General features: G+C 59.9%; 11 protein-coding genes and 2 pseudogenes. 3 read left to right on the forward strand and 10 right to left on the reverse strand.

Translation table 11 applies throughout. The annotated features are described in order from the left end of the window. Positions 1 to 494 precede the first annotated feature (494 nt). From HGP14_RS34455 to HGP14_RS34500, 10 genes and pseudogenes are all read right to left on the reverse strand, one after another. Positions 495 to 1,436 carry an ABC transporter permease gene (locus HGP14_RS34455; RefSeq protein ID WP_168834271.1) on the reverse strand — a complete coding sequence of 314 codons (942 nt, stop codon included), beginning with the start codon at positions 1,434 to 1,436 and terminating at the stop codon, positions 495 to 497. 1 nt (position 1,437) lies between these two features. Further along, complete coding sequence (locus HGP14_RS34460; RefSeq protein ID WP_246704762.1) at positions 1,438 to 2,385, reverse strand: ABC transporter permease; 948 nt, start codon at positions 2,383 to 2,385, stop codon at positions 1,438 to 1,440. Positions 2,386 to 2,416: 31 nt separating this feature from the next. Further along, complete coding sequence (locus tag HGP14_RS34465; RefSeq protein WP_168834280.1) at positions 2,417 to 3,886, reverse strand: sugar ABC transporter ATP-binding protein; 1,470 nt, start codon at positions 3,884 to 3,886, stop codon at positions 2,417 to 2,419. A gap of 11 nt (positions 3,887 to 3,897) precedes the next feature. After that, on the reverse strand, positions 3,898 to 4,911 hold the full coding sequence (locus HGP14_RS34470; protein ID WP_168834273.1) for an ABC transporter substrate-binding protein: 1,014 nt from the start codon (positions 4,909 to 4,911) through the stop codon (positions 3,898 to 3,900). 96 nt (positions 4,912 to 5,007) lie between these two features. Continuing rightward, complete coding sequence (locus tag HGP14_RS34475) at positions 5,008 to 5,892, reverse strand: SMP-30/gluconolactonase/LRE family protein (RefSeq protein ID WP_168834274.1); 885 nt, start codon at positions 5,890 to 5,892, stop codon at positions 5,008 to 5,010. 3 nt (positions 5,893 to 5,895) lie between these two features. Further along, complete coding sequence (locus HGP14_RS34480; RefSeq protein ID WP_168834275.1) at positions 5,896 to 6,087, reverse strand: 4-oxalocrotonate tautomerase family protein; 192 nt, start codon at positions 6,085 to 6,087, stop codon at positions 5,896 to 5,898. A gap of 113 nt (positions 6,088 to 6,200) precedes the next feature. Beyond that, positions 6,201 to 6,941, reverse strand: a complete 741-nt coding sequence (locus tag HGP14_RS34485; RefSeq protein WP_168834276.1) for a response regulator transcription factor — start codon at positions 6,939 to 6,941, stop codon at positions 6,201 to 6,203. A gap of 1 nt (position 6,942) precedes the next feature. Beyond that, positions 6,943 to 8,229, reverse strand: coding sequence for a GAF domain-containing sensor histidine kinase (locus HGP14_RS34490; RefSeq protein WP_168834277.1), 1,287 nt, complete (start codon positions 8,227 to 8,229; stop codon positions 6,943 to 6,945). 391 nt (positions 8,230 to 8,620) lie between these two features. After that, positions 8,621 to 9,176: pseudogene (locus HGP14_RS34495) on the reverse strand (LysR family substrate-binding domain-containing protein); the annotation flags it as partial. Next, on the reverse strand, positions 9,173 to 9,934 hold the full coding sequence (locus HGP14_RS34500; protein WP_312862247.1) for an ImuA family protein: 762 nt from the start codon (positions 9,932 to 9,934) through the stop codon (positions 9,173 to 9,175). The gene HGP14_RS34500 and the pseudogene HGP14_RS34495, both read right to left, overlap by 4 nt. Before the next feature lie 364 nt (positions 9,935 to 10,298). Here HGP14_RS34500 and HGP14_RS36095 point away from each other — a divergent pair. The 3 genes and pseudogenes from HGP14_RS36095 to HGP14_RS34510 all read left to right on the forward strand — a co-directional run. After that, positions 10,299 to 10,424: pseudogene (locus tag HGP14_RS36095) on the forward strand (thermonuclease family protein); the annotation flags it as partial. Between the two features lie 994 nt (positions 10,425 to 11,418). Beyond that, positions 11,419 to 11,664 carry a DUF982 domain-containing protein gene (locus HGP14_RS36930; RefSeq protein ID WP_168834278.1) on the forward strand — a complete coding sequence of 82 codons (246 nt, stop codon included), beginning with the start codon at positions 11,419 to 11,421 and terminating at the stop codon, positions 11,662 to 11,664. Positions 11,665 to 11,944: 280 nt separating this feature from the next. Further along, complete coding sequence (locus HGP14_RS34510) at positions 11,945 to 12,178, forward strand: DUF6894 family protein (RefSeq protein WP_168834279.1); 234 nt, start codon at positions 11,945 to 11,947, stop codon at positions 12,176 to 12,178. Positions 12,179 to 13,329: the final 1,151 nt, after the last annotated feature.

Below are 13,329 nucleotides of genomic sequence, written 5' to 3' on the forward strand. Positions count from 1 at the left end.
CACGTCGCGCAACGATGATGCCCATAGCTCAAGCGTCGTCTCGATTGATGCACCTGCCATCCATGACCTCCGAATCATGGAGACCCATAGATTCAGATCATAGATAAATATGCAACTGTAATGCTAGGCACGGACTTCAGCTGGAGATCACGCGTGCGCGGGACGGTGTCGTTTTGCATTTAACCGTAAGATTCCGGATTAGCAGTTTCAACAAGATAGAGACCGGTAACTTCTCTGGGGTTGCATAGGGGGCCTCTGCCTATCGCTTGAAAACGATGCTCCAGCCCGGTATCTCTACTCAGTGTCAGTGATAGCAGCGGCTGCCAAACCTGCCGAGTGCCCTTGGAAGCCCCTGAGCTATCGAGCGAAGCCCGCAAGCAACGAGCTTTGCTGACTGTCCTCCGGCAGCAATTAGATTGGCGGCTTCGAGTGGGCGGCGTCACCCTGAGCCAAATGGCTGAGACGCCGAATAGGAGGGCCCAAGATCTACTTTCCTACGAACGCTTGCCTCCGGCAGCGGTAATGACGCCAATGATGATAAGGCCGGTGAGCAGCAGGCGCACACCGGCGCTAACGCCGAATGTGTTGAGCATGGTCAGGAGAAGCACGAGGAAAAGGGCAGCTCCCCAGATGCCCGGAATGTTAGCCTTGCCGCCCGCGACAGAGGTTCCGCCGATGACGACGACGGCGATTGAGGAAAGCAGGTATTCATTGCCAATATCTACATTTGCGCCGCGGAAATAGCCGGCCAGCAGTGCCCCGTTTAGACCGCCGAGCGTGCCCGAGAGGGTATAGGTCAGGAAACGGATGCGCTCGACATGCACGCCCGCAAGCCAGGCGGCGCGGATATTCTGCCCGATCGCCAGCACCGAGCGCCCGTAGATCATCCGGTGGAGCGCAACGCCGGCACCCAGCGTGAAGAGGACGGCGAGAAGCGCCAGCAAGGGAACGCCGAACATCTGCAGATTGGTGAATTCGGCAAAACCTGGCGGTGGCTTGATCTGCAGGCCGCGTCCATAACTGATGTCGATCGACTGGATGATGAAGCTTGCCGAGAGCGTCGCTATGATCGGCGGAATGCGCAGCGCCCAGATCAGCAGATAGTTGGCGACGCCGACCGCAGCACCGCTGGCGAGTGCGGCAAGCAGGCCGACGACGATCATGCTGTCCTGCCCGTCCATGCTCTTCATCGCGACGGCGCTGGCAAGCCCGATATTGGCCGGCAGCGAGAGATCGACATTGCCGGGGCCAAGGGTGATGACGAACATCTGCCCTGTACCGACGATGACCATGAAGACGGCAAGCGAGAAGGCGGCCGTTAGCATGCCGCCGGCGCCGTAGCCGCCGGTAAATGCAATGGTAGCGAGCCAGGCGGCGAGAGCGCCGACGAAGGACCAAATCCAGGGCTTTGCGGCAAGCGCTTTCAATTGCGGCATGTCATGCCTCCTTGCGGCTGATGAGCGCGCGAGCGGCAAGCACGATGATGAGAATCGCACCATTCGCCGCCACCTGCCAGTCCGGCGGAATATGCATGAAGGTCAGCAGTGACGAGGCGGCAAGCGCCAGCGTCAGCGCGCCGATGACCGCGCCGATCGGCGACACGCGCCCTCCCATGAATTCACCGCCGCCGAGGATGACGCCGGCGATCGACAGCAGCGTATAGCCATTCCCGATATTGGCATCGCCGGACGAGGTAATGCCGATCAGCGTCAGGCCCGAGAGTACGCCGAAGCTTCCGGCCAGCGCAAAGAGTGTAATCTTGGTGCGCAAAAGTGACCAGCCGGCCCGCGCTAGCGCCGCCGGATTGCCGCCCGAACCGCGCAAGATGACGCCGTAGGAGGTCCGCATCAGGCCAAAATAGACGACGGCGGCAATGACGACAGCGGCGACGATCGGAAAAGGAATGAAGGGCGGCTTGAAGGACGTGATCGCCTGAAGCCATTCCGGCGCCTTGCCGCCGGGTTTGGGTAACACGAGGATCGCCAGTCCCTGCCAGACGAAGCTCATGCCGAGCGTCACGACGATCGACGGCAGGCTGCGTAGGTGAATCAGTGCACCGAGCAGCGCATAGATACAAATCGAACCAAGCAGCACGGTCACACCGAGCAGCGGTGCTTCGCGCAGCCAAGTGGCGGTGACACAGCCCACGAAACCGACGAAGGTGCCGATTGATAGATCGAGCTCGTTCCCGGCGATGACGAACATCTGCGCGATGGTGGCGAGCGCAATCGGGATCGAGAGGTTCAGCATCAGGCTGAAGCCGAAATAGGAGATGGCGCGCGGATTGAGCCAGCCGATCGCAAGAAGCACGAGAGCCAGTGAGAGCGCCGGCAGCATGGCGCGCAGGGTGCGTGCCCTTCCGGCGCTGCTGCGGGCAGGCCGCATAACGGAATTGTTCAGCGAAATGAATGCCATCTCAGCTTGCCTCGACGAAGGAGGATTGGATGATCTTCTCCTCGGTCAGCTCGTCGCGCGTCAGGTTGGCGACGATGCGGCCGTTCTTGAAGACGTAGACATGGTGACAATTGTCGAGCTCTTCCGTCTCGGTCGTATACCAGATGAAGGTGCGGCCATTGGCGGCCTCCTGGCGGATGAGATCGTAAACTTCGAGTTTGGTGCCGATGTCGACGCCCCGCATCGGATCATCCATCAGAATAATCTCGGCGTCGGAGCCAAGCGCGCGGGCAAAGAGCGCCTTCTGCTGGTTGCCACCCGAAAGTGACAGGATATTGTTGGCCGTATCGGGGGTACGAATGCCGATCCGGCGCTTCCAGGCATTGGCAAGCTCAGCCTCGCGCTTCGGCGAGATGAGCAGGCCGGCACGTAGCCGCCTCAGCGATCCGATGCCGATATTCTCGGCGATCGACCATTGCGGGAAGATGCCGTCCGACTGCCGGTCGCCGGCGACAAGGGCAACCGGCGCCGTCACCTCGATGCCGATCTTGCCGCGCCGGGAAGCGTTGAAGATCGCCAGCAACAGATCGGTCTGGCCGTGGCCGGCAAGCCCGGCAAGCCCGATAATGGATCCTGATAGGGCAACAAGTTCGGCGCCGTCGCCCTGACGCGCTGGGCGGGCCCGCACGCGCGGACCACCTTTTGGCTTGACGGCGACGGCTTGCGCTGCGCCTTTCTCGCGATGGGCAGCCCCTCCCATGGTCGCGACCAGCCGGTCACGGTCATAGGCACGTGCCGCATCGGCAGCCACGACCTTGCCGTCGCGCATTACAACGATGCGGTCGGCATTCTGCAGCACCTCGCCAAGCAGATGCGAAATCAGGATGCAGCTGCCGCCGGCCGCAACGAAGCGCCGGACGAAAGCGAGCAGCTGGCCGGCTGTATGGGCATCGAGCGAAGAGGTCGGTTCGTCAAGGATAACAAGATTCAACGGATCCTCCGTCACCGTGAAGGCTCGGGCAACCTCCACCATCTGCCGCCGCCCGATCGAAAGATCCGCGACGATATCGGAGGCATCGATGCCGTGCTCTGGAAAGATCTCGTCGAGCTTGCCGGTAATCAGTTCGGCGGCGCGTTTATGCCAGCCGAAGCGGCGCAGAGCTGGATGATTGATCCGGGTGTTCTCAGCGACGGAAAGATTGGGGCAGAGCGAGAGTTCCTGAAAGACGCAACGTATTCCAAGGCTTTGCGCGCGAATAACCGAATAATGCTCCCCGACCGTCTCGCCTACCATCATGCGGCCGCGGTCGAGCGAGAGCGTTCCCGCCAGCATGTTAATGAGCGTCGACTTCCCGGCGCCGTTGTGGCCGACAAGTCCGACGCATTCGCCAGGCCGCACTGCAAAGTCCACACCATGGAGCGCCTTCACGGCGCCGAAATGCTTTTCGGCGCCGTGAAGGCTGATAATGGTTCGGGCGGCTTCGGCCTGCATCGGCGCAACGATCACTTGATGTTGGCCTTGATGGCCTCGATCGCATCGGCCTGTGTATATTCCTTGGTCGCAACGCTGCCGACGGGAATTTCGGGAAGATGCTGCTCGAAATCATCCTGCGTGAAAGCAAGATAGGGGACCAGCAGATCGTGCGGGATGTCCTTGCGGCCATCGAGCACCTGCTGGGCGACCCAGAAGGCTAGCGTAGAAACGCCCGGCGCAATCGAGGCGGACCAGGTCGTATAACCATCCTTGGCCTTTTGCTCCTTCCACCATTGCAGTTCGTCCTGACGGTTACCCATGATGATGGTTGGGCGCGGCTTGCCGGCAGCGGCGAAGGCCTGAGCGGCACCGTAGCCGTCACCGCCCTGGGTGACGACGCCGACGATATCCGGCAGCGACGGCAGAACAGTCGCAACGGCCTTTTGCGCAGTGGTTTGGTCCCAGTTGCCGGTTACGGAATTGACGATCTTGAATTCCGGATGAGCGGCGACGCCTTCCTGCAGCCCCTTGTGGATCGAATCGTCGATTGAAGTCCCGGCAAGGCCGCGGATCTCGAGCAGGTTTCCGCCCTCGGGGTGGAACTTCTTCATCTGCTCGATTTCCTGCTTACCCATATCCTCGAAGTCCACGACAACGCGATAGGCACAGGGTTCGTTGACGATACCATCGAACGAGACGACCACGATGCCGGCTTCGCAAGCCTGCTTGATCGCGCCATTCAGCGCGTCCGGCGAGGCGGCATTGATGACGATCGCATCGTATCCCTGCAGGATCAGGTTTTGGATCTGGGCTGCCTGCGTCGGCACTTCCTGATCCGCAGTGGTAAAGACGTCGGCGGCTCCGACCACCTTGTCGGCGACTGCCTTCTTGGTGACGATGTCATAACTCTTAAGCATCGCCTGACGCCAGGAATTGCCAGCATAATTGTTCGAGAAGGCGATCTTCTTGCCGCTCGTGTCGGCAAAGGCCGTGCCCGATGCAAGCAGTGCGGCAAGGCTGGCAAGTACAAAGACTTTACGCATTTCAATCCTCCCTAAGTTGTTTGGACTTGAGTGAAAGGCTTTCACCCGGCGCCGATCCTCCATCGGCATCCACTCCTGCTAGCCGGGTCCCGGCTGTCAGAACAATCTTAACCCCGGCACGCGCACCCTCAGCCTGTGCAGCGAACTCGAAGCAGTAATATAGAGGCTCTTCAGATCCTCGTCACCGAAGGCGAAATTGGCGGTCGGCTCTGGCGTGCGGATAATGCCGAGCATGTGGCTCGACGGATCGAAGACATGGATGCCGCCCGGCCCGCAGCAATAGACGTTGCCGCAGCTGTCGATCTTCATCCCGTCCGGCGCACCCGGCCCCTCACCCTTGGTCTCGGCCCAGACAGCCCCGCCCGTGAGTTCGCCCTGCGGCGAGATGGCAAAGACCCGGATATGCTGGCGCTCCGTGTCGTTGACGAAGAGGCGCGATTCATCGAGCGAGAAGCAGAGCCCGTTCGGCTGGGCGAAATCATCCACCAACAGCGTCAAGTTGGAACCGTCCGGATCGACGCGATAGACGCCCTGAAAGGAAAGATCCTGCGGCCTTGGCACACCATAATATTCCATCCGCCCGTAGGTCGGGTCGGTGAAATAGATCGCGCCGCCGGTCGCAACGACGATGTCGTTTGGGCTGTTGAGTTCCTTGCCCTTGTAGTGTGCGGCGACGACACTCGTCGAACCGTCGCGCTCGAACCTGGTGACGCGGCTCATCGCATGTTCGCAGGTGAGCAAACGCCCGTCGCGGTCCAGCGTATTGCCGTTCGCCTTGTTGCTCGGCCGACGGAAATCCTCGATCGCCCCGGAAGGCCGGCGGATATACATGCGGTCTTCGGGCATGTCGCTGAAGACAAGCCATTTCTCGTAAGGATGCCAGACGGGACCTTCGGTGAAGCCGAGACCGCTTGCCAGGGTCTCCAGCGCCGCGTCGCCGACCACGTCGGCAAATCCCGGATCGCGGTTGCTCCTCGCCATGGCTCAGCTCTTCGAGGATTGGACAGATTTTCCGCCGACGAACCAGTCGGATGACGAGACGTCCTCGAAGACGACCCAGATCGCCTCTTTCGGCAGTTCGGCCAGCTCGCTGACGGCAGCGGTCACGCGACGCGCGATCTCGTCCTTACGCTCCTGGGGATGGCCTTTGAGAATCTGAATGTTGATGAAGGGCATCGCGTGTTCTCCCATGTACTTTATTATTGCTTGTGCCCGAATTAGCCACGGATGGAAGGGTTCGGCTACGTTTGAAGACGCAGATTTGAATGTGCAAACACACACTCGGATCTTCAGAGCTCCTTCGCTGCCGAAGCCTGGTCTATCCAGGCGTTGAGGCTCTCCTGCGCGCGCCTCAGCGCATCGACATTGATAAGGCCGCGGGCAAAGGCCAGATAGATCGCCCGCGTGCGGGAATTGAAGAGCGAGGCCTCGCCCGCCCCGTCCTCGGCCGTGACGACGCCGAGCTTTTCGTAGAGATGGCGGATGCGCGCCTGCGCGCCGCGCGTAGAGAGGCCGCGGCGGGCGGCGATCGCCTTGTCCGTCAGCCCCAGCGCGACATCGATCAGGCTCTCATATTCGCTGTCGGTGATGCCCTCCAGTCGATCCTGCACACGGTGCTGGATGCCGCGCACTTCCCGGTCGATGATGCAATGGCCTTCGGCGAAGACGCCCCGCAAGGCCGAGCGCATGCCCTCTTCCGACGCCGATTTCAGTACATAGCCATAAACCGTGCCAGGCGGAACGATACGAGCGACACCGCGCACATAGGACTCGTCGGCAAAATTCGACCAGAATAGGATCTGAGTATCAGCCCGACGGCTCCAGATGGATCGCGCCACCTCAATGCCTGTCGCTTTCGGCAATTGCAGGTCGAGCACCACGTAAGGCGGCTCGCGGCGTCGTGCAAGATCGATTGCGACGTCGCCGCTGCCTGCCTCGATCACCTCGACATCACCGGGCCACAGGTGCTCGATCGTGGCGCGCACGAAAGCGCGATGCAATCCGTCATCCTCGGCAATCAATACCAACATGTCAGAGTCTCCCAGCGGCGTTCACTGCGCGGACCGCAGCGCCCTGCGACAGCACGCCGGGTGGGATCGTCTCGCCACCAAGCGGCACTTCGATTGCCACTCGCGTACCGCCCTTGCGGCTGGAGCGGCCGATGTGAAGCTGCGCACCGATCAGCGCCGCCCGCGTGTGCATGTGGCCGATGCCGCCATTGACCTGCGGGTCGGCCGGGGCACAACCGGCGCCGTCATCGGTGACGACGATCTTCAGCAGCGATGGTGTCGAGTCCATGCGTACCTCGATGCGGCGCGGCACCGCGTGCTTGACTGCATTGTTGATCGCTTCCTGGGCGATCCGATAGATCGCCGTCAACGTGCGCTCCGGCAGCATTTCGGCGGCGCCTTCGCTGGTATCATGGATCCGCACGGCAATCGAAGGAGTTGCCCGGCTGACGCTGCGGTTGAGATGGGCCTCTATGGCATCGCGCAAGCCGAAAAGCTCGAGCACGCTCGGGCGCATATCGTCCACGATGTGGCGCAGCTCCGTCAGGCAGTTGACGATCTCCCGCTCGAGATCCGCAAGCTGGCTGACGCCGGCCATCCCGTCGCGATGCAGCGCAGAGACCTGGCGCACGACGCGGGCGAGGTCGGCAAGGGTCTGGTCGTGGAGGTCCATGGCGATGCGTCGCCGCTCCTGCTCCATGCCTTCGGTCAGCCGAGATGCGCCGACGCGCAGGATTTCTTCGCGATTGCGCGCATCGCTTTCCGCCATCATCGCCCGGCGTGCCTCCTCGCTCTGGATCAATGCGAAAATATAGGGTGCGATGAATTCGGCGCAGTGCTGGGCGATCTCCAGATCGGCAGGCGTATAACAGCCAGGCTCGTGCCTGCTGATGTTGAGGGCACCGATGATCTCGCCCCTTGCTCGCATCGGCACGACGATGCGGCTGCGTAACCGGGCGGTAAAGATCGGCTCGTCTATGGCGCCGGTAAAGTGAAACCGCTCGTCTCCGAGGGCATCGTCACTCAAGAGAGACGGCACCTCACCTCGCAGCACCGCCCGTACCGGGCTCCGTTCGACCGGCGGTGGGCTGAGCGCGAGTTCGCTCCAGCTCGTCTGGTAGCCTGTTTCGTAGCAAATGTGGCTCTGCCCGCCGTTCAAAAGAACGGCGACATCGATATGGTCATGCGGCAGCAACTTGAAGATCTCTGTTGCCGTTGCCCGAAATGCTGCCCCGGCCTCAATATGTCCTGCAAAGGCCCGCGAGATCGCGAGCATCCGGTCGAACAGCTCTCCATTGTGTCTGATCATCGTCACTCCTCCGACAATCGCGCTTTTCCTCGAAGCACAGCATTAATGCCACGTTCGTCCGGAGATGACACTATTTGCGATGGTCGGTGACGACAAAAGCCACAAAAGCGAAAATAGCTCTCTGACCGATCGGCCGATCAGTGACTGTTCCCTTGGCAACCTTTCCTGATCCAGTCGCGGTTGCGATGATCTATCCAAGCCGCATTCCCCTGCTTCACCACCCCCGACAAACTCACATTCGGCTGAGTTCGTGATGCTCTGGGCCTGATGTTCGAGTCGAAGGTCGCCGACAGACTGATGTCATGATCGGCGGTGACCGAAGCGCCGATCCGGCAACGCAATCGTATCCATCGACATGCAGCATAAATCCATACCTGTCGAAAATCTTGCCATTCGGCAGATCCTGCGTCCATTCCGGCACGAAACCGATGCCAAGCCCAGCGGAGACCAACGACACCAGCGAGAAGGTGTCGTCGCAGATACAGGTGACATTGTCCGTCAGATCATGCTCCTCGAACTTCTCGGCAAAATAACACTCGATGTAGGAAAGGTTCTGACGAGAAAACGAGATGATCTTCTCAGATCGCAGATCCTCAAGATCGATCTCGCTCTTCAGGAATAGCGGGTTCTCCTTGGCCACCGCCAACAGATAGCGTTCATGGGCAATCGAGAAGAACCGCAACAAACCGATATTCTCCACCGGTCTGATGAAGCCGAGATTAATGTGGCCTGCCTCAATATGGCGGATGATGTCATCGGTGGTGCCCCTTTCGATATGCATGCAGATATCCGGATATTTGCGGCCAATGCGCCAGGCGGCACGCCGATCGTGGCGGGATAGACCTTGCCGATGGCAATCTTGCCTCCGCCTTGCCGGCGACCGATTGGGCAATCTCGCCCGACAGATCGATCTCGCTGCGGATCCTCACCGCCCTTTCGCGAGCTATGGCCGATTAATTGGCATCACAAAGATGCCACGCCATCTGATAGCCGTACTCGTTCCGGTGCCCATAGCACCAGCCGAAGCTATCAAGTAGTGCGCCGATCTCCTCACGACGTGCGCATGCGATCCGTCGCGAGATAGGGGAAGAAGACAGATACGGCCCTGGGCATCACAGGCTCCAATTTCAAACTCGGCACACTCGCCCGCTTTGACGCGCATTAATTCGGCCAGCCAGCGCGCGCGTCCGACGCCGACGACGGGTAAGGGTTCTGATGGCAGGACGCTGACCCGCCAGCGTGTTGTCGACGCCGTCGGCTGGCCATAGTCGGAAGCTTCTGCCTGGCGGCGCCAGCGCCTGAGCGCCAGTCCCATCGTACCGGTCTTTTCGGCCGCCAACTGCAGGCGCCGCGAGGCCGTCATCGGTAGCCGGACCAGTTCGCCAACGACGGCGCCAAGACCGCCGAAGGCAAGCCCCTCCTCCATCGAGGCCAGCACATCCTTTTCCTTGTCGGCCTCACAGAAGATGACGCGGTCGGGATGCAGGCCTGCCTGCGAGATCGCCGGAAAGAACAGATCAGGTCGGGTCAGGCACCAGAGAACCCTGCCTTTCGAGCGCGCGGCGATGCCAGCGACAAAGAGGACTGCAGCGGCTCCGTCGACGGTTCCTGCCCCTCCACCGGCGACTTCATGCAGCGCACCAAAGGCAAGGCCACCGCCGGGCAGGTGCCCATCGATCTCGGCCACACCGAAAGGGAGGACCACGGCCTTACGGCTTGCCGATCCCTCGAGGTGAGCAATTCTCTCTCTCTCAGGTCCTCCAGAACGCGAGGATTATGGGCGCGCGACATCGTTCACGGACCTCCTCAGGCTCGCGTTTCAGGTTTTCTGTCCGAAAGGATGGCAATGTTCCTTTTTTGTTCTCGAAACTGAAAAGAGTCAAGCGGGTGGATTCTGGTGTCCCTGATCGAAAATTCAACGTCTGAACGCGATTCACGAGGAGAATCACGGATATATCCCGACAGTTCGCGGAAAAGGCGAAATGAAAATTTTCCTATCCAGACTTCCGTCGGAAAGGAAAAAGCAGGGGCTGTCACATTGCAAGAAGAAGCTGCATTGAGGACAGCCAGTGATAGCGGAATTACTCGTCTGTACCTCATTGACGGCTGTCGACGGTGATACCGTCCAGTGCGACGCTCAGAATATGCGACTGTTGGGGGAAGGTGTTCCATTCGTCTCGGGCATAGACACGCCGGGAACGGAAGCTGGCGTGAGCGTATGTCACCGCCGGGAAGAAAGCCAGTAAGTGACCAGGGCACACCCGAAACCCAATGCGATAAAGCCGATGAAAACGATGTATCGAAACAAATCAGGCATGATGAAATCCATCTTTGAAATGGAAGCAGTTTAAAATTGCTGGTCTCAACGAATGGTTTATGCGTGAGGCTAAAAAGCCACTCATGCGAAAAGGCGTAATCGCGGTACCGGCGGCGTCACTATCGGAAAATCCGACAACGAACTTTCAACGTCGTGCGGTCTCCATAACATAGGCTATGCCCACTGAAGAGATCGGCAAGACGCTGTTGCGGGAAGGCTTCGCTCGAAAGTGGCGGCCCGGGCATCGAAACGACTGGTGTATCCCAGAGTCTTGAGGCGGGCTGCCACCGTACGGCAACGGACCGATGCTTGAAGCAGGTCCCCGCAGGGCTAAGTTTTTTAAGCAGCCCGTTAACCCAGCATCCCCTAATCGCGGGATGATACCAGTTGCAACGGAGGAACAGTTGGGTAGTCGATCTGCAAGCGAGCAACAAGCGAGGCTGGAAGCAACCCATAAAGTTGCCAAAACCATTCTCGAAACGGAACGCCTTCAACGCGAAGCCAAGACCGCGAGGTTACGTGAGGCTCGGCTTCGCAGCCGGGGGGATGACGGCCCACCGCCTGAGTAAGGCAAGCTATTTGCCGAAGTCATCGGGAGTTTGGCCGCGCTGTTCAGCGTCATATGAGCCGATTGCGATCGGTACGCTACCGCACCGGAACCTTGCAATGCTTTCATTGTTCTAGCCGTTGGGATCGCGTGGCGAGCTCACTGCTTTGACCCTTCCTGCCCTCGGAAGGCCGCGCGGTCCTCTGCTCGCCACGCGCTGATTCCCTTTCATCTTCCACCAACTGATATCAGCAAGTCAGGGAAGGCCGGAACTTCCGAACAGCGCCGCCGTTGTTAACCGCTCATCATCTTACGAGGTACGGTTATGGACGACGGTCACTGGGCCACCAATGTTGAATTGCAACTGAGGCCCGGTGCGCGGTTCGACGCCATCACGGGAACACGGGCAGCCTTGACATTGCTTACAACGCGGTGGTCCACGTTCGGTCCGGCTTTCTTTCGTGCACAAAATGTTTGTCAAGCGGCGCTCGACGATCGTACGTCGCACGAGGCTGCACGAACCGCTTTTATTGCCGCCGCCAGAGAAGCTGGGCTATGGATGCGATACTGATCCTGCCTCCATCAGCAACTCGTAATGGCGAGCTGACCCCGCAACTCCCTCAAAGCACGCGGGGTCTCTCTTTGACCGTACGGTATCGAACGGGAACGCTCGCTGGAGCGGTCGGTTATCGGAGCGGCCGCGCGGCAGTCTTCCTGTTAAATGCCAGCGATGCAACCACCCCATCCTGGCGGCGCGCGGTCATCATTGGCGGCGCGCTAACCGGACAGGAACAATGACAAGCCTTGATTGTTCGCGAACCAGGAGGCCGCCCTCCCTCGGTTGTTGGTAGATGGCGAAGTATTACTTCCATATCCGTGCAGGCGATGAATTCGTCGAAGACGACGAAGGTATCGATCTGCCAAATCTTGCCGCAGTTCATGAAGAGGCAGTCAACTCCGCCCGCGAGCTCGTCGCGGGTTTGGTCCATAGGGGAGAGCGGATACGCTCGATGCAATTCGAGATCGTTGATGAAAACGGAGATCTCGTCGCGGTTCTCCCGTTCAGGTCCGCGGTGCTGGATTGACTCCAGCAGATGAACCGGCCGCCCGCCGAGGCACGGCTTGTCTGTACGCTGGCGAACCGGAACGCGAAGTCTCCTCTCTTCGTTATTGTGCCGGATTGCGTGTCGGCATCCGCCCCGCCAGCGCATCCAGCCTTAGTGGCGACCTGACCGCGCAACCGCTCACCAGCCAGCGGGGTCTCTTTTGTTCGTACGCTACCGGACGGGAACGGTTGCGTGTCCTGAGCGTTTCGATGGCGGCCGCGCGGTAGTCTTCCTGACGACAGTCGCCAGTGATCTTGGAGCCGCAGCCCTCTTCCCTGGTGCCGCGGTCACCTTTTCCCCCTTAACTGCTGCTCCGGCGGGGGTTTTTTGGGGAACATTGCAGAACCTGCCTTGTTTGGCGCGCTGGGTTGCGCGGCAGTTCTTCTGTTCAACCCGGATGACACCCCTCTCCGGGTGCCGCGTGGTCAATTCCGCGCTGAATGGCTAGGGGATACAAGAGACGCGGCAAGGGCTCGCTTTCCGTAGGAGCGGGCCCTTCGATTCTAACCTTTATTGATTATTGACGAGCAGGCTGCCGGCAGTTTTAGTTTCCAGTGCTGTAGCCACCAGCACACTGACGGCCACGTTACTTCGAGAGAGTCGGCGGGAAGCACTTTTATCTGGGCAGCATAGTTGATCGGCAATGGTCCCGCCCCTCTGAATGAATACCGAGATAATCAAGAAGTATTACCGATTTGGCAACGCTCCGCGCGCCACAGCCAATATGAACAGCTACGTCGGCCAGCTTTGTGGAAGCCGCACCGGCGTTTGTGTGAAAGTGCATGGGGGATCTACAAAAGAATGCCGCCGAACACTACCCAAAAATTCATCCTAATGGCGGTAATCTGCCTCTAATCTTCTTCTCCGCATTGGGCGCTACGGCGAAAGTCAGCGATGCTCGCCTTGAGCAGATTCGAACCGCTGAACCCGTTCGCCCCGTCGCAGTCCGGATCTCAAATGAGTGCTCTTGAGATCCCATCAGGGGTGAGTAGCGGCCAGCACGGTGGCAGAGTGAGGTCGCTTCTGTAACGGGCTTTCCCGAGTCAATCCCTTATGAGCTCAATCCCTCGCCGAGTGCTTGCTTCTGTCCGCAGTCGACGCGGGGTCGCTGCTGTATGGGGTCTGCTGAG

The sequence above is a fragment of the Rhizobium sp. P32RR-XVIII genome (genome assembly GCF_012641395.1).
Taxonomy (GTDB): Bacteria; Pseudomonadota; Alphaproteobacteria; order Rhizobiales; family Rhizobiaceae; genus Rhizobium.